This is a genomic window from Pseudomonas sp. B16120, assembly GCF_044218845.1.
Lineage (GTDB): Bacteria > Pseudomonadota > Gammaproteobacteria > Pseudomonadales > Pseudomonadaceae > Aquipseudomonas > Aquipseudomonas paracarnis.
Genome location: NZ_CP162588.1, coordinates 441,182 through 464,567, shown reverse-complemented (window position 1 = coordinate 464,567; position 23,386 = coordinate 441,182). Strand labels below are relative to the sequence as shown.

20 protein-coding genes and 1 tRNA gene are annotated in these 23,386 nt (G+C 57.2%); 15 read left to right on the top strand and 6 right to left on the bottom strand.

Annotation, left to right across the window (positions count from 1 at the left end; all coding sequences use genetic code 11):
• Positions 1 to 36 precede the first annotated feature (36 nt).
• Both AB4P90_RS02495 and AB4P90_RS02490 read right to left on the bottom strand, forming a co-directional pair.
• Complete coding sequence (locus AB4P90_RS02495; RefSeq protein WP_168223953.1) at positions 37 to 1,644, bottom strand: glycosyltransferase family 39 protein; 1,608 nt, start codon at positions 1,642 to 1,644, stop codon at positions 37 to 39.
• An 87-nt stretch (positions 1,645 to 1,731) separates the two neighbouring features.
• Positions 1,732 to 2,697 (bottom strand): arsenic resistance protein, encoded by a 966-nt coding sequence (locus AB4P90_RS02490; RefSeq protein WP_395605632.1) that lies wholly within the window; start codon positions 2,695 to 2,697, stop codon positions 1,732 to 1,734.
• Positions 2,698 to 2,855: 158 nt separating this feature from the next.
• Between AB4P90_RS02490 and AB4P90_RS02485 the strand changes: the two genes are divergently transcribed.
• Positions 2,856 to 3,269, top strand: a complete 414-nt coding sequence (locus tag AB4P90_RS02485) for a hypothetical protein (protein WP_014716505.1) — start codon at positions 2,856 to 2,858, stop codon at positions 3,267 to 3,269.
• Positions 3,270 to 3,575: 306 nt separating this feature from the next.
• Positions 3,576 to 4,505, top strand: coding sequence for an IS110 family transposase (locus AB4P90_RS02480; RefSeq protein WP_395606079.1), 930 nt, complete (start codon positions 3,576 to 3,578; stop codon positions 4,503 to 4,505).
• Positions 4,506 to 4,553: 48 nt separating this feature from the next.
• Here the strand turns inward: AB4P90_RS02480 and gabP are convergent, their stop codons facing one another.
• Positions 4,554 to 5,945: a GABA permease gene (gene gabP / locus AB4P90_RS02475; protein WP_019819964.1), complete on the bottom strand. Its 1,392-nt coding sequence runs from the start codon at positions 5,943 to 5,945 to the stop codon at positions 4,554 to 4,556.
• A gap of 555 nt (positions 5,946 to 6,500) precedes the next feature.
• On the opposite strand from gabP, the gene AB4P90_RS02470 reads away from it, so the two are divergent.
• The 9 genes from AB4P90_RS02470 (at position 6,501) to AB4P90_RS02430 (ending at position 14,959) form a co-directional block, all read left to right on the top strand.
• A complete protein-coding gene (locus AB4P90_RS02470) occupies positions 6,501 to 7,274 on the top strand; it encodes an ABC transporter ATP-binding protein (protein ID WP_010213906.1) in 774 nt (257 codons plus the stop codon).
• 13 nt (positions 7,275 to 7,287) lie between these two features.
• Positions 7,288 to 8,040 (top strand): ABC transporter substrate-binding protein, encoded by a 753-nt coding sequence (locus AB4P90_RS02465; protein WP_014716503.1) that lies wholly within the window; start codon positions 7,288 to 7,290, stop codon positions 8,038 to 8,040.
• A 74-nt stretch (positions 8,041 to 8,114) separates the two neighbouring features.
• Positions 8,115 to 8,810, top strand: coding sequence for an ABC transporter permease (locus AB4P90_RS02460; protein WP_060767894.1), 696 nt, complete (start codon positions 8,115 to 8,117; stop codon positions 8,808 to 8,810).
• Positions 8,811 to 8,848: 38 nt separating this feature from the next.
• Positions 8,849 to 9,538 carry an ABC transporter permease gene (locus AB4P90_RS02455; protein WP_032803763.1) on the top strand — a complete coding sequence of 230 codons (690 nt, stop codon included), beginning with the start codon at positions 8,849 to 8,851 and terminating at the stop codon, positions 9,536 to 9,538.
• Complete coding sequence (locus tag AB4P90_RS02450; protein ID WP_038448510.1) at positions 9,519 to 10,706, top strand: methyltransferase; 1,188 nt, start codon at positions 9,519 to 9,521, stop codon at positions 10,704 to 10,706. The genes AB4P90_RS02455 and AB4P90_RS02450 overlap by 20 nt, the downstream gene beginning before the upstream one ends.
• A 501-nt stretch (positions 10,707 to 11,207) precedes the next feature.
• Positions 11,208 to 11,283: transfer RNA gene (locus tag AB4P90_RS02445), tRNA-Thr, on the top strand.
• A gap of 162 nt (positions 11,284 to 11,445) precedes the next feature.
• On the top strand, positions 11,446 to 12,765 hold the full coding sequence (locus AB4P90_RS02440; RefSeq protein ID WP_395605631.1) for a tyrosine-type recombinase/integrase: 1,320 nt from the start codon (positions 11,446 to 11,448) through the stop codon (positions 12,763 to 12,765).
• A 929-nt stretch (positions 12,766 to 13,694) separates the two neighbouring features.
• Positions 13,695 to 14,675, top strand: coding sequence for an integrase domain-containing protein (locus AB4P90_RS02435; RefSeq protein ID WP_061204172.1), 981 nt, complete (start codon positions 13,695 to 13,697; stop codon positions 14,673 to 14,675).
• Positions 14,672 to 14,959 (top strand): hypothetical protein, encoded by a 288-nt coding sequence (locus AB4P90_RS02430; protein WP_395605630.1) that lies wholly within the window; start codon positions 14,672 to 14,674, stop codon positions 14,957 to 14,959. Before AB4P90_RS02435 ends, AB4P90_RS02430 begins: the two co-directional genes overlap by 4 nt.
• Positions 14,960 to 15,062: 103 nt before the next feature.
• Here the strand turns inward: AB4P90_RS02430 and AB4P90_RS02425 are convergent, their stop codons facing one another.
• The 3 genes from AB4P90_RS02425 to AB4P90_RS02415 are packed head-to-tail and all read right to left on the bottom strand — an operon-like array spanning position 15,063 to position 18,463.
• Complete coding sequence (locus AB4P90_RS02425) at positions 15,063 to 16,199, bottom strand: macro domain-containing protein (protein ID WP_395605629.1); 1,137 nt, start codon at positions 16,197 to 16,199, stop codon at positions 15,063 to 15,065.
• Positions 16,199 to 17,449, bottom strand: a complete 1,251-nt coding sequence (locus AB4P90_RS02420) for a DarT ssDNA thymidine ADP-ribosyltransferase family protein (protein WP_395606078.1) — start codon at positions 17,447 to 17,449, stop codon at positions 16,199 to 16,201. The genes AB4P90_RS02425 and AB4P90_RS02420 overlap by 1 nt, the downstream gene beginning before the upstream one ends.
• Positions 17,450 to 17,500: 51 nt before the next feature.
• On the bottom strand, positions 17,501 to 18,463 hold the full coding sequence (locus AB4P90_RS02415) for an IS30-like element ISPpu17 family transposase (protein WP_004577240.1): 963 nt from the start codon (positions 18,461 to 18,463) through the stop codon (positions 17,501 to 17,503).
• A 1,053-nt stretch (positions 18,464 to 19,516) separates the two neighbouring features.
• On the opposite strand from AB4P90_RS02415, the gene AB4P90_RS02410 reads away from it, so the two are divergent.
• The 4 genes from AB4P90_RS02410 to AB4P90_RS02395 all read left to right on the top strand — a co-directional run bounded on the left by AB4P90_RS02410 (position 19,517) and on the right by AB4P90_RS02395 (position 23,337).
• Positions 19,517 to 19,801 carry a DUF3077 domain-containing protein gene (locus tag AB4P90_RS02410; RefSeq protein ID WP_395605628.1) on the top strand — a complete coding sequence of 95 codons (285 nt, stop codon included), beginning with the start codon at positions 19,517 to 19,519 and terminating at the stop codon, positions 19,799 to 19,801.
• 198 nt (positions 19,802 to 19,999) lie between these two features.
• The gene (locus AB4P90_RS02405; RefSeq protein WP_395605627.1) at positions 20,000 to 21,343 is read left to right on the top strand and encodes a CHASE2 domain-containing protein; all 1,344 of its coding nucleotides are present in this window, start codon (positions 20,000 to 20,002) and stop codon (positions 21,341 to 21,343) included.
• A gap of 37 nt (positions 21,344 to 21,380) precedes the next feature.
• Positions 21,381 to 21,746 (top strand): hypothetical protein, encoded by a 366-nt coding sequence (locus AB4P90_RS02400; RefSeq protein WP_103452309.1) that lies wholly within the window; start codon positions 21,381 to 21,383, stop codon positions 21,744 to 21,746.
• 13 nt (positions 21,747 to 21,759) lie between these two features.
• Positions 21,760 to 23,337, top strand: a complete 1,578-nt coding sequence (locus AB4P90_RS02395) for a M48 family metallopeptidase (protein WP_032901798.1) — start codon at positions 21,760 to 21,762, stop codon at positions 23,335 to 23,337.
• The last annotated feature ends 49 nt before the right edge of the window (positions 23,338 to 23,386 follow it).

Genomic DNA, 23,386 nt, shown 5'->3' with positions numbered 1-23,386 from the left:
TCAGCTGCTCGGCAGGCCCTTGGCTCAAGGGCCTTCTTACCTGAGCAAAAACACCATCAATGGGTTGTCATTCAAGCGCCCTTGATAGCTCGGCGCCAAGTGCTCCACCGGCGACCCCTTCAACAGCGCGGTCTCCTTGCGCGACACGATCACCCACGAGGGCCGGGGCAGCGCCGCCAATTTCTCAAGCTCGTGTCGCCCGACAAACAGCGGCTGTTCATCGTGATCCAGGTTCATCATGTAGCGCACCGCCCAGGTATCCCGTGCCAGGTCGACAAATACCAAAGGGCCCGGCTGCGCCTGGCGCAACGCCTCCACCTGGCTGACAAACCGCCGAGTATCGAATTGCAGGTCCTTGGCCGGCTCTATCACCGTCACCAGCAACAGCCATTGCGCCGCCAGGGCGATCAGACTGAGCCACACCAACCGCCATGCTCGCTGCCAGGCAATCAACGCTGCGGCTTGCAGCACCACCAGCACGCCGATCATCAACGGCAAGGAAATCTCCGGCCAGTAGCCCTGCTTGTGCCAGGCGTGTCGACACACAAGCAACACCACCACGCACAACGCCGGCAGCGCCGCGACCAGCCATTCGTAGCCACGACGCACGCCCACCAGCCAGCCTTGCGCATGCAGCAGTCCATAGGCAGCGACAGCCGCAAACATCGGCACCATCGGCAGAATGTAATAAGCGCGCTTGAAGTGCGGTACCGACAGGCCGAGCAGAATCATCAAGCCGCAGCCCCCGAACCGCACCAGCAATTGCAGGTGCTCATTGCCCCAACGCTCGGGCCAGCGATGGCGCAACGCAAACAGGGTCGCAAACGCCAGCGGAACCACCGGGAAGTAGCGGTACAAGCTCAGTTGGAAGTAAAAGTAAAACGGCTCACCCGACTCATCCAGACGCCCACCGACTTGCATCTTGAAGACTTCATCGGCAAACGCATTGCCACCACTGAACCGCGCAAGCTTCATCAGTAACCACCAGCACGCGGCGAGCAACACCAGGCCGACAACGCCGTGGATCAGGATCTGCCGGACACGCACCCCCGGTTTGCCCAACGCCCAATACACACACACCACCCCGCAGACTTCAATCAACCCCAGCGGCCCACGTATGGCGAAACCCAGGATGAACAACGGGAACACCGCCAGTTGCCTCAGCCGTGACCCGAGGCGTTCGCCGGTGTGCAGCAGATAGAAACTGCCCACGCATAACAATGCGACCATCTGGTCCAGGCACACCGAGCGCGACTTTTCGAGCAACTGGGCGGTGAGCAGCGTGAGCAGCATCGTCAGCAGCGACCAGGCACGGCTGTAGGGTGCCAGCAGACGATACATCAGCGCGATCACACCCGCCGAGGCGAGCGCCGTGGGCAGCACATTCGCCAAGTGGTTCGGCGCGTCGAACAAGCGGGCGAATAGATAACTGAAGAAGGTCGCGGTGCCTGGGTAATCCGCATAGGGCTGGCCGTAGGTGGTGGGGAAAAGACTCGCGCCATGGCGATACATCTCCTGCAGGAACAGCGCCCAACGCCCGTCAAAACCCTGGGGCTGCTGATCCCAGATGCCTACTGTGAACAACAAGAGAGCGACCAGGAAAATACCCAGTGACTCCAGGCGAAAACGGTTGCGGTGATCCATCGGGTGACCTGTCAGGTGGGAAGCGCTGGCGTATGGTGCCGAACGCGCCCCTGAATGGCGCCTGAACAGACCTGAACATTCACGCGGTTACCGACTGGAGGGCCACACCACTGCCGGGATCAGGCGAACGTAGGCCAACTCGGCAACCAACTCGATCAGGGTCTGCAGAACCACCACCGCTGCGGCCAAGCCGCGCACATCCTCCGGCAGGGCCAGCGCCAACGGTAAAACCACCAGCGAATTACGGGTCGACGCACTGAACGTTACCGCCCGCGCCGTCAAAGCTGGCAGTGCGAACAGGCGCGCAGCCCCAATGCCCATCAACGGCGCCAGCAACACAAAGGCCACGTAGACCGGAATAACTGGCAGCAACACATTGATATCCTGCATTACCGCCGTGATGTGCGAAGCAAGCACTACAAACAGCACCAACGCCATCGCCGGCACCGGCAACCACGCCCAGGCACTGTTCCAATGACTGATTATGCTCGACCGCCGCGCAAGAGTGCTGGTCAAAACCGCCAGAAGCATCGGCACCACAATCAGCCCCAAGAACGCCTCGACAAACGGCCTCGCAGCCACCACCACGGCCGATTGCTCGCCCAACATCAGCCCCAGGTATACCGGCAACAGCAGCAGTTGCAGCAACAGCAGCAGCGGGGTTGCCGCCAGCATCGACCGCGAGTCGCCCTTGCCGATATGGGTAAACACCACCACGTAGTCGATACAGGGCGTCAGCAACACCAGCAGAGCGCCCACCAGCAACGCCGGGCGCTCCACCAGGCCGCGGGTCAACCCCCACACCAGTAAAGGCACCAGGATGAAATTGGCCAGCAGCAAGGCCCCCATGAAGCGCTTGTTGCCCAAGCCTTGGCGCAGCTCAAGAAAGGGTATCTGCAAAAACATCGCATACATCAGCACGGCGATGGCAGGGGTCACCCAAAGGCTGAGGCCCTGCGCCGACAAGGGCCAGAGCAGGCCAAGCGTGACGGCCGCAAAGACGGCAACGAAGTAGATCGGGACCTGATGGTGTTCCAGGGTGTCACGGGTCATGGGCGGGCTCTGGTGGATCCATAGACTGTCAGCCTAAGTACCCGCGCAGATAAGGTCGAGCACTACAGCAATCATTGCCGCCCGAGAAACCCTTGGGATTTACCCCAACCTGCGCTTCAATACACCCTCTAAACCCAGACCCCAAGGACGTTAAGCCCATGGCCTCGCCAAACAAGCAGCAAAAACGCGCCCACCGGGCAAAAGCCAAGGCCAAGCAAAACCGCACCCAGCGCGCCGTGGCGCACAAGCCGGATGCTTTTGCTGGCGACGACAGCCGCATCGACCTTGAGTCGGTGGATTTGACTGAACTGTTCGTCGAAATGCGTACCGCCGGCGAGATCAGCCAGCAGGCGCTGTGTGCGGTGTTCCTGGCGCACCCGTTGCTGGCGTTGGTGCTGGAGCAGGAAGGCGAAGAGGAAGCGACCGACTTTATCCTGGCGGCGCTGATCGAGTATCGGCAGTGGGCGACGGACAGCGATGATGAAGCCGCCGCATTGGCGTGGATTGAGTCGCCGCAGTTCCAGGCCGACTACGTGGCGGCGTCCCAGGCGCTGGCCAACGCCCCCGACTGACGCAAAATAAAAATGTGGGAGCGGGCTTGCTCGCGAATGCATTCTGACAGTCACTCAATTATTGACTGGTCTAGCGCATTCGCGAGCAAGCCCGCTTGTATGCTAGGACTTGAAGGGAGGAGAAGGGACAAAGCCCGATTCTGACTGTTGACGCAGTACAGACCGTGGGAGATTTCGCCCCTCCTCCTTTCACCCAAGCGCCGATAAAGAATGCATCTGGCTATGACCGACGATAGGAACAAGCCTGCGCCTCTGGGTGAGCCCTTCAAGTGCTCAAAACCTTAGCCCGGAGGAAGCCCCATGGCAATGCCAGTTTCTGTCTCAAAGCCAATCGTAGGCGTCGATGTCGCTAAGAATGAACTGGTGATTTATCACGCTGAAGTCGATTTGTTAGAAACAATCCCAAACACCAAAGCCGCTATCAAAAAATGGCTGAAGGCCTTGTCCTGCAAAGTGGCCATCGCAATTGAAGCCACCAATATCTACCACTTGGAGTTTGCTGATCTAGCTCATGAAGCTGGTTGCGTGGTTTACATGGTTGGAGGTTATGAGCTCAAGCATTACCGCGAAAGCGTGAAGATCCGGGCCAAGACCGATGCTTTGGATGCCAAGTTGCTCGTCCGCTATTTGAGAAAGGAGGCAGACGAACTGCGTCCCTGGACACCTCCATCACCGCTGTATCGCCATCTTCTAAGCCTGTTTCGTCGGCGCGCAGCCTTGGTTCAGGCGCGCGTCAGCCTGACGCAAAGCTGGGCGAACGAGCCCTCGTTTGCCGAGCAGGTGAAGTCGATGCAGAGACTGGAAGGGTTAATCGAAAAAATGATCAGTGACTGCCTGAAAGAAGCAGGTTTACTGGGTCAGTTGAAGCGTTGCTTGAAAGTCGAAGGCATCGGTTTTTTGACTGGCGCGCGTTTGATTGCCACCTTCCAACGGGGAGAGTTCAGGAATTCGGACGCGTTTATCGCCTTTCTTGGTATGGATTTGCGCGTCAACAAGTCAGGACAGAAGGATGGTCGTCGTAGTTTAAGTAAGCGCGGCGACTCAGAAGCTCGGCGCCTGCTGCATAACGCAGCGATGGCGGCTAGCCGAACAGAGACATGGAAAGCGTTTTATCAAGCACAGAGGGCGCGAGGCTATAGCACCACACAGGCGTTGGTAATACTGGCCCGCAAGCTTGCTCGGGTGGTGTTCGCTCTGCTGAAAGGGCAAAGCGAATATCAGCCAAAAGTTGGTTGAGGGTTGCCCCTCAACCATAGAATCTCCCACAGTTTGAATAGCGGCGTATCAGTTAAGCGCCGCAGCCCCCACTCTTTGAGCCTTGCGACGGCTCGCCACCACCAACCCCGCCAACACCACCAGCAAGCTCAGAATCCCGGTGGCGATGATCTCGACCCGGTGCGCTTCCTGGAACAGCATGATGGTCAACGTACCGACGATAAACACCATCACCGCGTACGTCAGGCCAGGAAACAACCACATCTTGAACACGATCTTCTCGCCCGCCGCCGCACGCTTCTGACGCATGCGCAGTTGCGACACGGCAATCACCAGGTACACCAGCAACGCAATGGCGCCGGAGCTGGCCAGCAGGAATTCGAACACGGCCGCCGGGGCGACGTAGTTGGCAAATACCGCCAGGAACGCAGCGCCGGTAGACAGCAACACTGCCCAGTAAGGCGTGCCGCTCTTGTTGGTACGCTTGGCCACGGCCGGTGCGTCACCGCGACGGCCCAGGGAGAACAGCATGCGCGACGCGGTGTACAGCGCCGAGTTGAGGCAGCTGGTCACGGCAACCAGCACCACCAGGTCGACAATCAGCTTGGCGTTCGGAATGCCCATGCGTTCCAGCACAGTCTGGTAGGAACCTACGGCAGCCAAGGTCGGATCGTTCCAAGGCACCAGGGAGACCACGATGAAGATCGACAACAGGTAGAACAAACCAATCCGCCAGATCACCGAATTGGTGGCCTTGGTGATTTGCTGGCCAGGGTTCTTCGATTCGGCGGCAGCAATGGTGACAATCTCAGTGCCCATGAACGAGAACATGGTGGTCAGGATCGCCGCCAACACCGCGCCCATGCCGTTGGGCATGAACCCTTGGGTATCGAACAGGTGCGAAACACCGCTGACCTGGCTGGTGGGCAAGAAGCCGAAGATCGCGGCCAGGCCGAGGATCACAAAGCCGACGATCGCAACGACTTTGATCAGCGCAAACCAGAACTCGAACTCACCGTAGTTCTTCACACTGAACAGGTTGGTTGCAGTCAGCAACAACGTAATGACTAGGGTAAACGCCCAAATCGCCACGTCGGGGAACCAGGCGTGCAGGATGGTCGCCGCTGCGTTGGCCTCCAACGGAATCACCAGCACCCAGAACCACCAGTAGAGCCAGCCAATGGTGAAACCGGCCCAGTGGCCGATTGCCCGGTCGGCATAGGTAGAGAACGAACCGGTATCGGGTGACGCAACGGCCATCTCGGCCAGCATGCGCATCACCAAGACCACCAGCGTACCGGCGGCTGCATAGGCCAACAGCACAGCCGGGCCGGCAGCAGCGATCGCATGGCCGGAGCCGACGAACAAACCGGCGCCGATGACACCGGCAATCGACAGCATGGTGACGTGACGCGGTTTGAGCCCCTGTTCGAGGTCATTGGAGCTTTGCGTACTACTCATTGACACACCTTTGCGAGGAATTGCGAAAACGGTTCGCCCGGCCTGCAGCCTTTCTCGTGAAAAGAATCCAACAGGGCGTTCTTTATTTTTTACGCAAGATTTGCGCCAAAATGTAACAGAGCCGCAGTTGACGCGGGCTGTAGGACAATTCGTCAGCACTCGCAAGTCGTTGAGAATCATGGCATTCCGCTATAGCGTTACCGTGCGACTCACCTTTCAGCCAATCCGACGCACCAAAAACACACACAAAAAGTACGTGACGCCCCATAAACGGGCTGATATGGACCGTTTGCCCGGTTAACCCTTCCAACACCCGGCCAAAGCTGGCACCATCGCGCCCTTTTTTACGCGAAGCCTGTGGATCTTTCCGGTTCAAACGTCTGTAGGTTGTTGATGGCGCGACACGCTACTGCGCCGATGCGACACCCTGCCGCAGACCATCGGTTAACCGTCCGCAGCGCTGTTGGCTGTCATCCAAACGCTATGCTAGCTTGGCGCCTCGCCAGGAAGGCGGCCCAACAGCGAAGATCGCAACGAACACAATGAGGACCGCACATGGCCGAGGCCACGCCCGCGCTTGAAATCCGCAACTTGCACAAACGCTATGGTGAGCTTGAGGTACTCAAGGGTATCTCGCTGACCGCTCGCGACGGCGATGTGATCTCGATCCTGGGTTCCTCCGGTTCCGGCAAGTCCACCTTCCTGCGCTGCATCAACCTGCTGGAAAACCCGCACCAGGGCCAGATCCTGGTGGCCGGCGAAGAACTCAAGCTCAAGGCCGCGAAAAACGGCGAACTGATGGCCGCCGACGGCAAGCAGATCAACCGCCTGCGCAGCGAAATCGGGTTTGTGTTTCAAAACTTTAACCTGTGGCCGCACATGAGCATCCTCGACAACATCATCGAGGCCCCTCGTCGCGTGCTCGGCCAAAGCAAGGCAGAAGCCATAGAAGTGGCCGAGGCCCTGCTGGCCAAGGTCGGTATTGCCGACAAGCGCCACGCTTACCCTGCGCAACTCTCCGGCGGCCAGCAACAGCGGGCGGCGATTGCCCGCACCCTGGCGATGCAACCTAAAGTCATCCTGTTCGATGAGCCGACGTCGGCGCTTGACCCGGAAATGGTTCAGGAAGTACTTAATGTGATCCGCGCACTGGCCGAAGAAGGCCGCACCATGCTGCTGGTCACCCACGAAATGGGTTTCGCCCGTCAGGTATCCAGCGAAGTGGTGTTTTTGCACCAGGGCCTGGTCGAAGAGCAAGGATCGCCACAGCAGGTGTTTGAAAACCCGCTTTCGGCGCGCTGCAAACAATTCATGTCCAGCAACCGCTAACGGAGCAACATGCATGCAGACCTATAAGAAATTCCTTCTGGCCGCGGCCGTCTCGATGGCGTTCAGCGCCACGGCCATGGCAGAAACCTTGAAAATGGGGATCGAAGCGGCCTACCCGCCGTTCAACAATAAAGACGCCAGCGGTAACGTTGTCGGCTTCGACAAGGACATCGGCGACGCCCTGTGCGCCAAGATGAAAGTCGAGAAGTGCGAAGTGTATGTGTCCGACTGGGACGGCATCATCCCTGCCCTGAACGCCAAGAAGTTCGACTTCCTGGTGTCCTCGCTGTCGATCACCGACGAGCGTAAGCAGGCGGTTGACTTCACCGACCCGTACTATTCCAACAAGCTGCAGTTCATTGCGCCCAAAGCCACTGCGGATTTCAAGACCGACGCCACTTACCTCAAAGGCAAGGTGATCGGTGCACAGCGCGCAACGCTGGCCGGTACCTACCTGGAAGACAAGCTGCCGGACACCGAAGCCAAGCTCTACGACACACAGGAAAACGCCTACCTCGACCTGACCTCCGGTCGCCTCGACGGCATCCTGGCTGACAAGTACGTGCAGTACGAATGGCTCAAGAGCAAAGACGGTTCGGCCTATGAATTCAAAGGCGACCCGGTGGTAGAAAGCGACAAGATCGGTATCGCCGTACGCAAGGGCGACCCGCTGCGCGAGCGCCTGAACAAAGCCCTGGCAGAGATCAAGGCAGACGGCACCTACAAAAAGATCAACGACAAGTACTTCCCGTTCAGCATCGAATGATCTGAACGGCCTGCCCGGCGCGCTCCTGCGAGCGCGCTGGCTTTTAGCAATGCCTGCCGCGATATGAAAACACCATGAATTTCGATCTCTACGGATTCGGCCCGGCGCTCGCCGCCGGCGCGCTGATGACCGTCAAACTGGCGCTCACGGCCCTGTGCCTGGGGCTGGTGCTCGGCCTTGCCGGCGCCTTGGCCAAGACTTCGCCGTACAAGCCGCTGCAATGGCTGGGCGGTGCGTATTCGACCATCGTTCGCGGTATTCCCGAATTACTGTGGGTGCTGCTGATTTACTTCGGCACCGTCAATCTGATGCGTGCCCTGGGTGAGTTCTTCGGCAACCCAGACTTGTCCCTGAGCGCCTTCGCCGCTGGCGTCATCGCCCTGGGCCTGTGCTTCGGCGCCTACGCAACGGAAGTGTTCCGCGGCGCGATCCTCGCCATTCCCAAGGGCCACCGCGAAGCCGGTGTGGCGTTGGGGCTGTCGAAGTTTCGGATTTTCACCCGGCTGATCATGCCGCAAATGTGGCGTATCGCCCTGCCGGGCCTGGGTAACCTGTTCATGATCCTGATGAAAGACACCGCGCTGGTGTCGGTGATCGGCCTGGAAGAAATCATGCGCCACGCGCAGATCGGCGTGACCGTGACCAAGCAACCCTTCACCTTCTTCATGGTCGCCGCATTCATGTACCTGGGCCTGACCGTACTGGCGATGACCAGCATGCACTTCCTGGAAAAACGCGCCGCCCTCGGCTTTGCAAGGAGCACCCAATGAGCGGCGACTACAGCTGGCTATCGCACTTTGACCTGGGCCTGAACTGGGCCGTGATCATCAAGTGGCTGCCGAAGTTGGCCCAGGGCGCAACCTTGACCCTGGAGCTGGTGGCAATCGCCGTGATCGCCGGTCTGCTGCTGGCGATCCCACTCGGCATCGCCCGCTCTTCGCGCCGCTGGTACGTGAGTGCCCTGCCCTACGGCTACATTTTCTTCTTTCGTGGCACGCCGCTGCTGGTGCAGTTGTTCCTGGTGTATTACGGCCTGGCGCAGTTCGACGCCGTGCGCAACAGCTTCATGTGGCCGTACCTGCGCGACCCGTTCTGGTGCGCCACCGCCACTATGACCCTGCACACCGCCGCCTATATCGCCGAGATCCTGCGCGGTGCGATCCAGGCCATCCCGCCGGGAGAAATCGAAGCGGCGCGGGCCCTGGGCATGTCCAAGCCCAAGACGCTGTTCTACATCATTCTGCCACGCGCCTCGCGTATTGGCCTGCCGGCCTACAGCAACGAAGTGATCCTTATGCTCAAGGCCAGCGCCCTGGCCAGCACCGTGACCCTGCTGGAACTGACCGGCATGGCGCGCACCATCATTGCGCGCACTTACCTGCCGGTGGAGATTTTCTTCGCTGCGGGGTTGTTCTACCTGCTGATGGCCTACGTGCTGGTGCGCGGCTTCAAACTGCTGGAAAAATGGCTGCGCGTCGATGCGTGCCAAGGACGTTGAGGCACGCTTCCAGGCACTGGATGCATTCCTGACCGAACACCAAGGGCTGTGGCGACCACGGCCCTTTACTCATTTGCAGTTGCCCTGGGAAACCGAGCATCCAGCGTTATCCCAATGGCTGCGCAAGCGTTCGCTGGCCGAAGCTGAAGCCAGTCACAACCAACCCCATGAACTGCCGGCACCCGCCCCTTTTCCACAGCTGGCCGCTCAAGCGCTGCACCTGAGTGCTGTGGATAAGTTACCCGTCCACGCCCTTGACCCCGCTCGCCACCGGCTGAATGTGGATGTGCCCGGACGTAAGTGGCAACAGATTGAAGCCTTCGGCGCCGCGTTGACCTTTACCCAAACGCCTGCCCACTGGCTGGACTGGTGCGCCGGCAAAGGCCACCTAGGCCGCCGCCTGCTGCAACCCGGTCAACAACTGACCTGCCTGGAGTACGACCCCGCCCTCATCGCCTCCGGCCAAGCTTTGAGCGATCGCCACGGCCTCCCCGCGACCCATCACCTGCAAGACGTGATGGCGGATGTCGCGATCCAGCCCGAACACACACCGGTCGCCCTGCACGCCTGCGGCGATTTGCACGTGCGCCTGCTGCAACGGGCCAGCGCCGCCGGCTGCAAACAACTGGCCCTGGCGCCCTGCTGCTACAACCGCATCACCGCCGACCGTTATCAAGCCCTCTCCGCCGCCGGGCGCGCCTCCATGCTGCAACTGTCGATTGATGACCTGGGCCTGCCCCTGAGCGAAACCGTCACCGCCGGCAACCGTGTACGCCAACAACGAGACACCTCCATGGCGCGGCGCCTGGGTTTTGACCAACTACAGCGGCAAGTGCGCGGCTGCGACGACTACCTGCCGACACCCTCCCTGCCCGCCAGTTGGCTGGATAAATCCTTTGCCGACTACTGCCAGGAACTGGCGAGCCTCAAGGGCTTATCCACAGGTGAACAGGATTGGACGACGCTGGAAGCCCACGGCTGGCAGCGCCTGGCCGAAGTGCGCAACCTTGAGTTAGTGAGAGGCTTGTTTCGACGCCCATTGGAACTATGGTTGGTATTGGACCGGGCACTGTTCATGGTGGAACAGGGCTACAACGTCGAGGTCGGCAGCTTCTGCGAACCATCGTTGACCCCTCGCAACCTGATGGTGCTGGCCGAGCGCGAATAAAGGGCAAAAAATCCTACAAGCGCCTTGTGGATAACTCTGTTGATGAATAGTTTGCAGAGGCCCTAGATATAGGCACTTCACACCCAAAGCCGGCCTGGTTATTTTTTGTTCACAAAATAAAATGCACACAAAACAGGCAGTTGCAGCGTGTTGAGAACTGCTGCACAAAATGGCTGTTTCGGGACAACCGTTACCAACCGATTGTGCATAAGCATCTGGCGCCAGACGCATAACGGGCTCTTTGTGCGGGCTGTTTGGCGCGTTTGGCAAGGGGTAAAGCCCGTTGTGCATCAGGTTACGAGGGGGTCTGTCCAAGGGATGCTTGAACCCTATCGATCTCGTCTACTGCATGGAGTTGGACCCGTACTTTGCACGCGCTCTTCAACCTGTGAAGACACGGGGAAAACGCCCTAATCGCGAGAAACCTCCGACTTTGCAAAAATAGTCAGAATTCAGGGGTTTACAGAACCTTTCCAATCGCTATAATCGTCGCCCTAACACGCCGGTATAGCTCAGTTGGTAGAGCAACTGACTTGTAATCAGTAGGTCCCGGGTTCGACTCCTGGTGCCGGCACCATTCAAGGTTCCATAGAAAGCTTTCAAAATCTCTGGAACCCCCGAAAAACCCGCCTTCTGGCGGGTTTTTTCGTTTTGGCGTTCCGTCGGATTCCGAGGGTAGCCAGCGCTAATAAGGGTACTTTTAAGGATACCTACCAATTCGACATTGGAAAGTACCCTTATGGCTCGCACAACGGCTCCCCTTACCGACAACGCCTGCCGCACTGCAAAGTCTCGCGAACGTGAGTACAAGCTTTTTGACGGCGATGGCCTTTACCTGCTCGTGAAGCCCAACGGTCGCAAAGGCTGGCGGCTCAGGTACGTGAAGCTCGATGGTCGCGAGGGCCTGACCTCACTCGGCAATTACCCGGTGGTCGGGCTGGCTGACGCTCGCCACAAGCGCTTCGAGCTCAAACAGCAACTCGCCAACGGCATTGACCCCATCCAATCCAAGCAGCAGGCCAAGGTGCAAGCCGTAATCAATGGCCGTACCTTCGAAAGCGTCGCGCTCGATTGGTATGCCGGGATGGTGCCCAAGTGGGCGCCGGGCCACGCCAAGACTGTGCTCAGCCGGTTGAAGACTCACGTATTCCCTTTGCTCGGTGCCAGGGCAATCGTCGAGCTCGATACCCACGACCTCATGCAGCCTCTAGAAGCCGTGACGAAACGCGGCACCATCGACGTGGCGCTTAGGATCAAGAACTACCTGCAAAGCATCATGCGCGAAGCCAAACGGCTGCGGCTGATCACCGCGAACCCGGCTCACGACCTCGACGGCTCGATCAGAGCACCACGGGTTACACATCGACCCGCACTACCCTTATCGCGGCTGCCAGAGCTGCAAGCACGCATCGACGACTACAAAGGTCGTCCACTCACACGCCTTACCGTGATGCTGTCGCTGCACGTGTTCGTACGCTCCAGTGAGCTGCGCTTCGCCCGCTGGAACGAGTTCGACCTCAATCGCGGCATCTGGGAGATCCCCGACACTCGCCCGGCGCTCGACGGCGTACCGTTTTCCACAAGGGGTACGAAAATGGCCGGAGACATTCACGTTGTACCCTTATCGCCGCAAGCAGTGGGCTTGCTTGAGCAGATCCACGCGATCACCGGCAAGTTCGAGCTGGTGTTCGCGGGAGATGCCAAACCGTGGAAACCGATGTCTGAGAACACGGTAAATGCCGCGCTAAGGACGATGGGCTATGACACCAAAGTGGATATCTGCGGCCACGGGTTCCGAGCCATGGCGTGCAGTGCGCTGGTCGAGTCCGGGCTGTGGTCGGAGACGGCTATCGAACGGCAGATGAGCCACAAGGAACGCAACAACGTGCGGGCCGCTTATACCCATAAGGCCGAGTTCCTCGAAGAGCGCCGGATGATCATGACCTGGTGGAGCCGGTTTCTAGAGGCGAATCGCGAGGACCATGTGACCCCGCATGAGTTTGCCAAGCAGAGGGGCGAGAACGTCACGCGCCTGCGCAGTGCCAAGAGGACCGAGTAACCCGCCGCACCACCACCTCAACTCGCTGTGAAGTTACCCACAGCACCGCATGAAGCTCCTCCGCGCGGGTCCTTTCAAACGGGGCTGCAAAGCCGCCCCGTTTGAAAGGACCATACCTAAGAAAAAAACTGCTGGCACAGCATACGTCTGTGGAAAACCACTGATGTCCACCGGGGGATAGTTTTATCCACAGGCGCTAAATCCCTGAAATCGCTTTGCTTGACGAATATTGTCCACAGGCGTAGACCGGGAGTTGCAAGCGCTGTCGATGACAGCACCCCAGGTGGCCCGAACCTTAAAGGTCACGCCGCTCCCGCGGTGGTTCTCCCCAATGGCGATTCGCATCCGGCAGCTCGCCCGGTCACTACCCATGTGATGGATGCTCTTACACACATAGCGCTCGTGCGCCAGATACACCGTACTTCGCTGCCCTGCAGCAACCTATCCGCTTGGCCGAATATTGCGCCAACCTGTGCCCGTCTCTTTCTTCTGGAAAGAGACGGGCACTTCTACCACTGCTGCAGCCCTGATCGCACAAGGCTTTGCGGCATTCCCCCTCGTGACAATCGGCGTGACAAACGCCGATGTCACCAGCAACAGCGCTGTAGATGATGGTGCCGCAGACCAAGGAATGGACTGCACCTGACTGACAGTCAGGTATACCCCGGTCATCGCATTGCTGCTTGCACATGGCTCAGGATCTTCAGGCGCTGATCTCGTCAGCCAGTGCTGCCTCCGCCCGCCCACCGGCAACGGTGTACAGGAGGCCAGATCATGAGATGCCCTTGCTCCCGGACGTAAGGAGCCGCCAGTCCCGCGAAGAGGACATTCCCCACAGGTCGCAGGGGCCTTGATCCCTGATAACACTCAACATTCTTGGCGGGATGACGTGGGGCGAGGATCGAAGAGCGGACGATGAGGTGACCGACATGGCATTGGTGGGTAAACGCGATGGCCGTAATTTCGGCTACGGCAGGCAATTGAGCTACGCAGGTCCGCAAGCACTGAAAGACATGTTCGGCGGCGGCCACTACGGCACGGTGAAGGCACACTGTGATCGGTGGCAGGCATTCGTGAAATGGTGCCGCTCCGAACAGGGGCCCGGTATCAATGATGCGCGGCACATTGATCGGAAGGTATTGGCCGACTATGCGGCGTATCTGCACAACGTGGTTAGGCGCGGTGACCTTGCTGTCAGCACCGCACAAAACCGCCTATCCAGCGTTAACAGGACTATGGCTGCGCTTCGCGGTGATCAGTACGTGACATTGCCCAGTCCGAGCAAGGCGCTGGGTATGCAGCGCAGCGGAATTCGACAGTCGGTGCCGCAGGGCCAAGACCGCGAACAGGTTAAGCAGATTGTCGATGTGCTTTGCCGCGATCATCAGCTACGGGCCGCTGCAATCGTTCTGTTAGCGCGAGCCACTGGCATGCGCTTGCGTGAGGCCATCTTGGCTGACCTGCCACGGTTAAGCCGTGAGGCTAACGACCTAGGCAGGATCAACATCCAGGATGGCACCAAAGGTGGCCGAGCTGGCGCCTCAGCGCCACGATGGATTGCGGTGGACCACCATGTTCGAGACGCACTTGGGTTTGCACGGCAAGTGTCGCCTACGAGTAGCCGCAACCTAATTGCGCCAGACGAAAGCTATCTGACTGTTCTGCAGGAAATCATCCGCCCAGCGCGGGACGTCCTGCATGCACACAACCTCAAAGGCTTCCATGAGCTACGAGCGGCGTACGCATGTGAGCGCTATGAGCAAGTCACCCTGCATCGGGCTCCTATCAACGGCGGCCAATATTATCAGGTCGATAGGAGCCTTGATCGTGAGGCCCGGAGGCAAATCAGCTACGAGCTTGGGCACGGCCGGCTCGACGTGTCCGCTGCCTACATTGGAGGAAGGACATGAGCAAGCCATTCGATATGGAGTTGTTCTTGAATGGAGTGCTTACCGGATCGAACGCGACGCGGCAACGCCATTTGCGGCAGGCGAAGATCATCCAGGCCGAAATTATGGTGCGCTGGCAGCTTGAAACACCCTGGTCTTGGAAGAGAAAGCACATGGCTTGGTTTCTTGAGCACTACTTGGCAGGGAGATGCGAGGGAACTCGGTATTACTACCTACTTACTGTACGGCTGCTTGCTCGTCGTTTAGACAAGCCGTGGATTTTCAACTGCCAAGTAAAGAACTGATTTTATAATCACGACCGACAATATTTAACAAGCGCAGGCGGCCGTCTGTTACAAGCACAAGATCGGCCACGTAGAGGCTCTATGGTTGGGCAGCATGACTCTCTCACTGGACCAGCATCCGTATCGCACTGAGATCACCCTGTTCTATTACCTTTGCCCCAGAATTAATTGCAGCATTGAAGTCTTCGACAGCCAGCTCGGAATCATTAAAAATATATGAGGATATTTTATTTTTCTGCAGCAAGGAGCTATATCTTTCCAACCAAGACAACCTGCTCGTTAGAAACAAAGTATTCTTGGCCAAAAATATACGACCCAGCACAGACGGGAGGTATTCTTTTTTATCAAAGTCATCTGTCGGAGACCCAATGGACAATAACATCAAGTTCTCTATCGAATTATTTTCTTTTAGTTTTTTTGCTGAAGCATAAATGCCAACTGGTAGGAAACAGCCGATCTTAAGCCCTCGACTCGCTCGACTAACGGCAAGCTTTTTTTCATACGCAGAACTTCCGAGCAAAACACTTAGCCCTTCACCCTCACAGAAGTCTAAAATTTTTCCAATCAACTTTTTCTCTTTATCCGCTGGAGTTGAACTGCAAATCAAACAGAAATCAAAATCAACAACTGGAACAGAGGATGGAAAAACATACAAATCCTTATCAACAAACCGCCCAAGTGAAACTGGGTAATTCGGAGTTTTTCCGCCAATAACTTTGATCTCAACAGATCTGAACATAGCAGAATATTTGGAATAATCCGCAATGGCTTTTCCAGCGTTTTTTGAACTTGACGGTTCAAAAACCAAAATCTGCGCAGGGGAGTCACCGAGGTACTTCTCGATTAGCTCTTTTACCCTGCCCCATTCCAGTCCACCATGGCCGCATCCTAGCGCAGGAAGTGTGACTACTTTCCCTTGCCTTTCTTTTAAATAAGTGGATAGCCACTGCAGCCCACTTTCCACATATGAATATTCGGACGGCTTTTTCCAATGATCTTTTGTGGGAAAATTAACAATCTCAACATCCTCAAGCAAAGCATCTGAGCTATGCCAGACAGAGGGTTTCCCAGGCCTAATCAATCCTAAGCTACACTGTTCAGCATAATCAGCGAACATACTCGGGTACCGCTTTTTAAAGGCCAAAGCAACACCAGCACCCATGACCCCAACACAGTTAACAGTATTGACCCTTATATCGGCCTCAAACTTAAAAAAATCCCCTGACACAAATTTAATCATCAGTTTTCACCTCGAAGGAGTCTAAAAGCCTCATCCCGAAGCTGTTCAATGCGCTGATAAGTACCCATCAGCCAACCCTGATCAAGAGCCCCGATGTCAGCACGACTAAGAGCGACAAGCATATTCACATCCTCGTCACAGGAGATCACATCAAAAAATTGCTTTTTATCGCGTCCTTTTGCAGCAATCTCCCCCAGCAAGTCATCATAGGTGACCAACAAAACCAGCTGGCGAATGTCGTTATTAGAAAGCCCGCCTACATCCTCAGTCAAGATTCGCTGCAACATTGGCAAAGACTTGCAAGCATGATTACTATCAGCCTTGTCCATAAACGAATTGGCCCATCTAGTCTTAGGCCCCTTACCTATATCATGCAAAAATGCCGCGAATTCTAAAATCTGCTTCCCTCGGAGATCAAGAGCATTATACTCCGGACTCTCAACTACAAGTTCCGCGACTCGTCTACTGTGAGTGCCTACATCATCTTTATGAGGACCATAGTCAGCCGCAAGCCCATCAATATTAGCAAGCTCTAATATCGAGCAAAAATCCGCCCGAACTGCATTCAGCGCCTGCTCCAAATTTATAAACTTTGGATTCGGGAGTCGACCATTTTCTATGCTTGAAACCGTATCTAAAAAGCCTTTCTTTAAGAAATACGGACCAGTAATAAATGAGAACCTCTTATCTTGCATGTCTGGGTAATAATGCCACTGGTTACACACGACCTTTGGACATGGAGCTCCCTTTTCAGCAAATCGATCTCTAATAATCTTAGCAAAGCCATCATTCCATGCGACTATATACGCCACATCCGCCATAGAAACCAGATCAGGGACAAGCAACTCAGCCATTTTTTGATGACGCTCATTGTCATCAGGATACTTCCATTTATTGTGATCAATAATTCCCCAGTTCAAATCCTCCAGACGATCCGACTCGGCCGAACAAAAAAACGGGGGCGGAATATCTGTATTAGCTGAAGCGCTGGTAAAGAAAACTCCTTGCCTAGAATCAATGATTCGTAAGGGAACAGCAAAATAAATCAAGAACTGTTGATCCACGTTTTTCTTAAGAATGACAGAAAGCTGCATCGGGGTTTTTTGTGCAAAGTAAAACGGGACGTAATCATGAACATGACGCCCCCCTGAACCTGGGACTTCCATCGCGCCTCTTCGGCACTGAATCCCCGCAGCAGCAACATCTACGTGGGTTACGCCTCTTTGTAGTTTCTGATTCGTCGAAAGCAACCCCAATTCAATAATTGAATCCAAGTTTTCAATGGACGAAAAGTCCTGAATTCAACACATAAGTGCAACGCTCACCCCTGTATGCACTTCGTACGGCGTCTTCCAGCCCAAGCGCTTGCGCGGGCGTAGATTGATCCTCGCTACTGTCCGATTGACGGCTTCGACGGTCAGCTTGCTGAAGTCGCTGCCCTTGGGGAAATACTGGCGGAGCAGACCGTTGGTGTTTTCATTGGTGCCACGTTGCCAGGATGAATAGGGGTCTGCAAAAAAGACCTGGCACTGGCTCCGTAGCGCGATGCGTTCATGCCCGGCAAACTCCCTTCCGTTATCCAGCGTCAGCGTGTGAGCGGCATGGCCCTGAAGCATCAGATTGATCGCCCGCGTTACCTGCCGGCGCGTTCTGCGCTTGACCGGATAGGCGCTCAGATAGCCGCTTTTGCGATCAACCAGGGTCACCAGGTTACCGCCCAGTCCATGTACCGTATCGCCCTCCCAGTCCCCCAGGCGCTCGCGGCTTTCGACCTCGGCTGGGCGTTCACTGATTGACACGCGATTACGCAGCTGCCCGCGCCGATCGTGGCTTCCATAGCGTTTCCGGTAGCGCTTTCGGCGATGTCGCAGATAGGTATAAAGCTCACCACCGGCGCGCTGTTCGGCGGCAATGAACCGATAAATCCACTCATGGCTGACCGCCCGGCTTGGCTGCTCCTGCTTCAACCGCTGGGCGATCTGCTCCGGACTCATGCCATGCTTGAGCCACACCGGGAGATGATGGCTGAGCCATGTCGCCGGCTTGCAAAACTTGCGCGCACCCGCTCGACGAGCATCACTTTCATGGGCCGCAGAAACAGCCTTGTAGATATTCTGGGTGCTGTTGCGGCGAACCTCGCGACTGATCGTCGAGGGATGCACGCCGACCCGCTTTGCAATGCTCGCCTGGCTCTCTGCGGCGCTCAAGCCAGCCTCAATCTGGTAACGTTGTCCCTGAGTCAGCTGCCGGTAATGCGTAGTCATCTGCGCTTGAATCCTTCGGTGTGAGAGCCTGGATTCTACCGGTGGCTGGCTCTCTGCCTCTCGTTTCAAGCGTTGCGCTTATTCTATGAATTCAGGAGTGATATGCGTAACGGCCGTTATAACGATCTGGAATTGGCATTTTATGTCCTTATTAAACGCTCAGAAATTACCTAGTCAGCAGCAATGAATAGGGTGCCTGTTGACCTAAACGACGCTGCTCCCTAGAAGGCTGCCACAAAGCCCTCAACGAGTCACTGAAGAAGCACTACGCAGCTCCCAGCGTGGGGCGAATCAAGCAAAGCACAGCCATGTAGAGCCTCACGAGGCTGACCGAGTCATTTCTGACTCCACGTCCGCCATCCTGCGGAGCAATCTATAGAAGGTCGGGGAAGTTACAAAGGATATTTTTAGAGATAGCTTGTCTAGCCATAAAAAATAAAAGCCTTGTATATCATACATTTATTGTTATTTTCGACTCCTGGTGCCGCACCATACAAAACGAAGCCCTCGCAGAAATGAGGGCTTTGTAGTTTCCGCACGTCCTCTTTTTGTCCACACACTGCAATCCGGGAGCCTCGTGTGCCATCCAATCCACCGACGATCAGCGTGGCATGCTCTCGCGCCTTATCACCTCAGCCAGTGCCTTTCGCTAGCATTCAAGCTTTTATAGAAAATTATGGCTAGCCAATAATTATGCCGCTCCCATAAAACCAATAATTATCCAGTCAATTACTGCTCTTAACCCAGCAGGCGCCTAACCAATCCATTTTCCCGATTGCTCCCCAAGCCCCACCACGCTACCCTCCCTCCTGTCGCTGCCAATTCAGCGACCGGGCCTGATAACCCGGCAAGATGCAGGCGCACCAAGCGCCCCCAAAACCCGATTTGCAGGCGTTTTTTTCGCCTCACAATTCGTGCAATGGCGGCTGTGCGTGGGAGACCTTCGGGTCTGCCGGGTTCCTGTATCTCCGGTTTATCAGCCTGCGCACAGCTGCCACCCAATTCGCCTGATAACGAACGTGGTAGCTCTCACTCGATACGGGAGTTTTACCGATGACCGTTACAAATGCGTCTGCGTTAACCACCCTCGGCGTCACCCCCTTTTCCTTTCACTCCGACCAACCTCTGTTCCGCGTCAACAACGGTGTTTCACTGCATGAAGCCTTGCATCACGTTTCTGACCTGCTCCACCTCGCCAAGCTGCTCGCGGAAGACGCGGCGATGACGCAGGACACGGACCGTTATGCCTGGGCGTCGCATTTTTTGCAGGAGATGAGCAAGGCGGTGATTGATGATGTGGTGAAGGTGTTGGAGTCGCCAGGGAATGTTGAGCAATAAAGAAGTCGTGTGGTTCGCGGGCTGACGTCATCGCGGGCAAGCCCGGCTCCCACAGAGGAAAGCCCTGGCCTGAATAGGTCGGGGCTTTTTGCGAAAGGCGAGCCAAAGGCAATATGGCACTTAGCCACTTTTCCAATTGACACCCCCTCCCCACTCCGTTAAAAACCCCGCCTTGCTTGCGTTTTTATCGAGACATGGATGTTGTCCAAACCCCCGCTATTCAAATACCGCCGCTATTGGCTGGCGGTCATCATCGTGTTGCTGGCGATTCTTGATCCTTTCGGCCTGGCCAGTTCCAGCGACAAGGCGTCGGCGCAGTGGCTCAATCGCATGTTCGCCAGTCACTACCCGAGCCTTGGGCAGCAGCGGGTGGCGGTGGTGTTGATCGATGATGCCTACCTGATGCGCAATAACAGTTCATGGCCCATGCCGTATGGCGAGCAGAGTAAGTTGTTCAAGCGGTTGCTGGCGTACAAGCCCCAGGCGGTGTTTGTGGATTTGCTTTATAGCCACGACCACTCGTTGGGCGACCCGACGCGGGGCCATCAGTTGTTGGCGAATGTGTTTGAGCGTTATCAACGCCAGGGCATCCCGCTGTGGCTGGCCAACACCGGTTTGGCGCGCGGGGAGGCGGGCCAGGCCAATACGCTGGCGCCGTTTATGCAGGTGAGCCAGCCGGCGTTGGTGGTGTGGGAAGGGGTGGACGATAAGTACCCACTGGCGATGCGCACGCAGGCAGGGCTGATGGAAACTCCTGCCATGTCGCTGTACCGGGTGTTCTGCGCCACGCAGCACTGCAAAACGCCACCGGTGGATGTGCAAGCCGCTGCGCAGCGCCAGCCCATCGCCGTGCAATGGGGGCTGAAGCTGGCGCCCGAGCAGGCACGTATCGCCGATATCCGCCACTGCGCGCCCGCGCGGCATTTTTTGCTGGATGGGGTGGCGCAGTTCTTCCAGGCGGTGTTCTGGAAACTCGATGACTCGGCCCAGGCGCGCTGCCCTTATACGCTGACGTTGTCGGCCAGTGACCTGGAGGTCAGCGACCCCGACGACCAGGCACTGGTCGCCGAATTGCTGCGCGACCGCCTGGTGTTGGTGGGCGCCAATATCGCCTCGACAGGGGACTTGGTGGAGTCGCCGGTGCACGGCCAACTCCCCGGCGTTTACCTGCACGCCATGGCGCTGGACAACCTGATCAATACGGGCATGGACTACGACCATGAACCGGCCAATTTCCCCCACCTGCCGTTCAATTGGCTGGACCTGCTGGAGCTCGGGCTGCTGGCGTTGATCGCCGTGCTCAAGGCGCTGCACGCACGTCGCCTGGCGGGCCATCGCCCCTGGAGCCGGTGGCGTCGCCAGGAAATCTGGTTTTTTACCTCGCCATGCCCGTCGTGGCTGTTGGTGATGTCGATGTTGGCGGGGGTCAGTGTGTTGCTGAGCCTCAATGACATCACCCCGGTCAACGTGCTGGGCATTGTGTTGCTGTCGTTGGTGCTGTTCAGCGAGCGGATCGAAGCCTTCTTCGACCGCGACCGCTGAGCGTGCCGTCTTGTCATTTGACTCAAGGAATTCAAGGATGAACAGAAGTCTCATCGTTTTGCTCACCGCCCTCTTCACCCAGGCTGCCTGGGCGGAAACTCACAGTATCAAAGCGTTTCTGGCCGACCCGGTGACCGTACTGGACGAGCAAGGCAAGCAACAACGTGAGCTGGCGAAAAAGGACGCGCCCACCCAGCCCCTGCCGGTGTTGCAGTACAACCAGGCGCTGGACCTGGTGCAGGTAGAACTGGCAGGCCAGAAGGTGTGGCTGGACACCATGGACCTGCGCATCGAGCCACCGCTGAACGTCGTGGACCTGCCCTGCCAGGGCCTGACCAAAAGCCAGGCCAAGGACAGCCGCAACAACTCCACCATCGGTTTTGGTGCCGGCTGCAATCAATAAAAGGAGCGTTGCGGTGAAGGGATATCTAGTAGCAGCCAGCCTGTTGGCCAGTTCGGTGCTCAGTGGTTGCGCCACCTTGAAAGGCGCAGACCAGGCATTTCTGAACCTGGTGGGGCCCTCGACCCAGTCCCGGGTTCAGGGCCACTACGTGGACAACAGCGACGTACGCCAGTATTACAAGCTCGACCCACAACGTCAGAGCAAACAGCGCCTGAGCTACGACGGGCGTGCGGTGCCGGCCGCTGAAGCGCGCCAGCAGAACCTGGTGGATATCCCCATGCTGCAAGCCTACCTGCAGGGCATTGTCACGCGCTTGTCCAAAGGCTGGCCGGGGGAGTTGCCGCCGCTGCAGGTGAAGATCACCGACAGCTATGGCTTCGGGCCGTCGGCAGACCCTTACGGCAATCTGTTCGTTCCGCTGGGCATGCTGGACAACGTCGCCAGTGAAGATGAAATCGCCGCGATGCTGGGCCATGAAATGAGCCACGTATTGCTGCATCACCATGACCGCATGGCCGCTTTCCAGCAGCAGAAAGACATGTTCACCACCGTGGCCTCCACGGTCGCCTTGGCCACCATGGCTGCCGATACGGGCGTGGACCGCAGCTCCGGTACGATGAAACTGTTCAGTAAAGACCCGGCCGGCACCCAGAAGACCATCGGTAATACCGTGCTGTACACCGCCCTGGCCAATACCTTTTCCGATCAGGTATGGAGCACCGCCTGGGGCCGCAGCCAGGAAGACCAAGCCGACTTGCTGGGCACCGACTTGATGATCCGCGCCGGTTACGCGCCGCGAGCCGCCACCCATAGCCTGGAACGCCTCAACGACTTCCAAGGCAAGCAGAAACCCTTGCTCACGGGGTTCCTCACCGCGCGCAAGAATGCCATGCAGGATTCGCTGCAGCAGTTCAATCTCAACCAGTTCACCAAAGAGCTGGACGTGCTGGTCAAGGATGGCTTGACCACCGGCCTCACCGCGACCAGCCAATATTTCAACCGCTCACATATGTCGGCCATGGACCGCGACACCGAGCTGCGCCAGTACTTGCAACGCGAATATCGCCAGGAACGCCGCGCCCGGGTCAACCCGCAAAGCTGGGCGAAAATGAAGAGCACGCCCCAGGTCGCGAAGGCTTTGCAGGGCTATAAAGACGCGTACTTCGCGATTGATGCCCTGGAGAAAAACAAGGTGCCAGACGCTGACGCTTTCATCCGCAAGGCCCTGGCTTCGCCGGTAAAAGACCAGCCGAGCATTCGGCGCACTGCCTATACCGTGCGCCTGGCCCAAGGCAAAAACAGCGAAGCGGTGAAAGAGTTGCAGGCGATCAAGGACTGGTCCCTGGCCGGGCCTTCCACCTATGACTTGATGATCAGCTACCACCTCAAACGCGGTGACGGGCAATCGGCACTGGCGATGATCGACAAGGCAGAACGCAACCTGGGCTCGGAGGAACTGTTTATTACCGAAAAGCTGCTGGCCAACCAGCAACTGCAGAATGCGCAGCAGGTGCAAACGGTGTTGCGCAAGTGCGAGCAGTACCCGACACGCAAGGAAAACTGCAAGAAACTCGCGCCAGCCAAGGCCTAGGTAGCAGCCTCCAGGCATAAAAAAACCCCGAACCAGTCGGGGTTTTTTA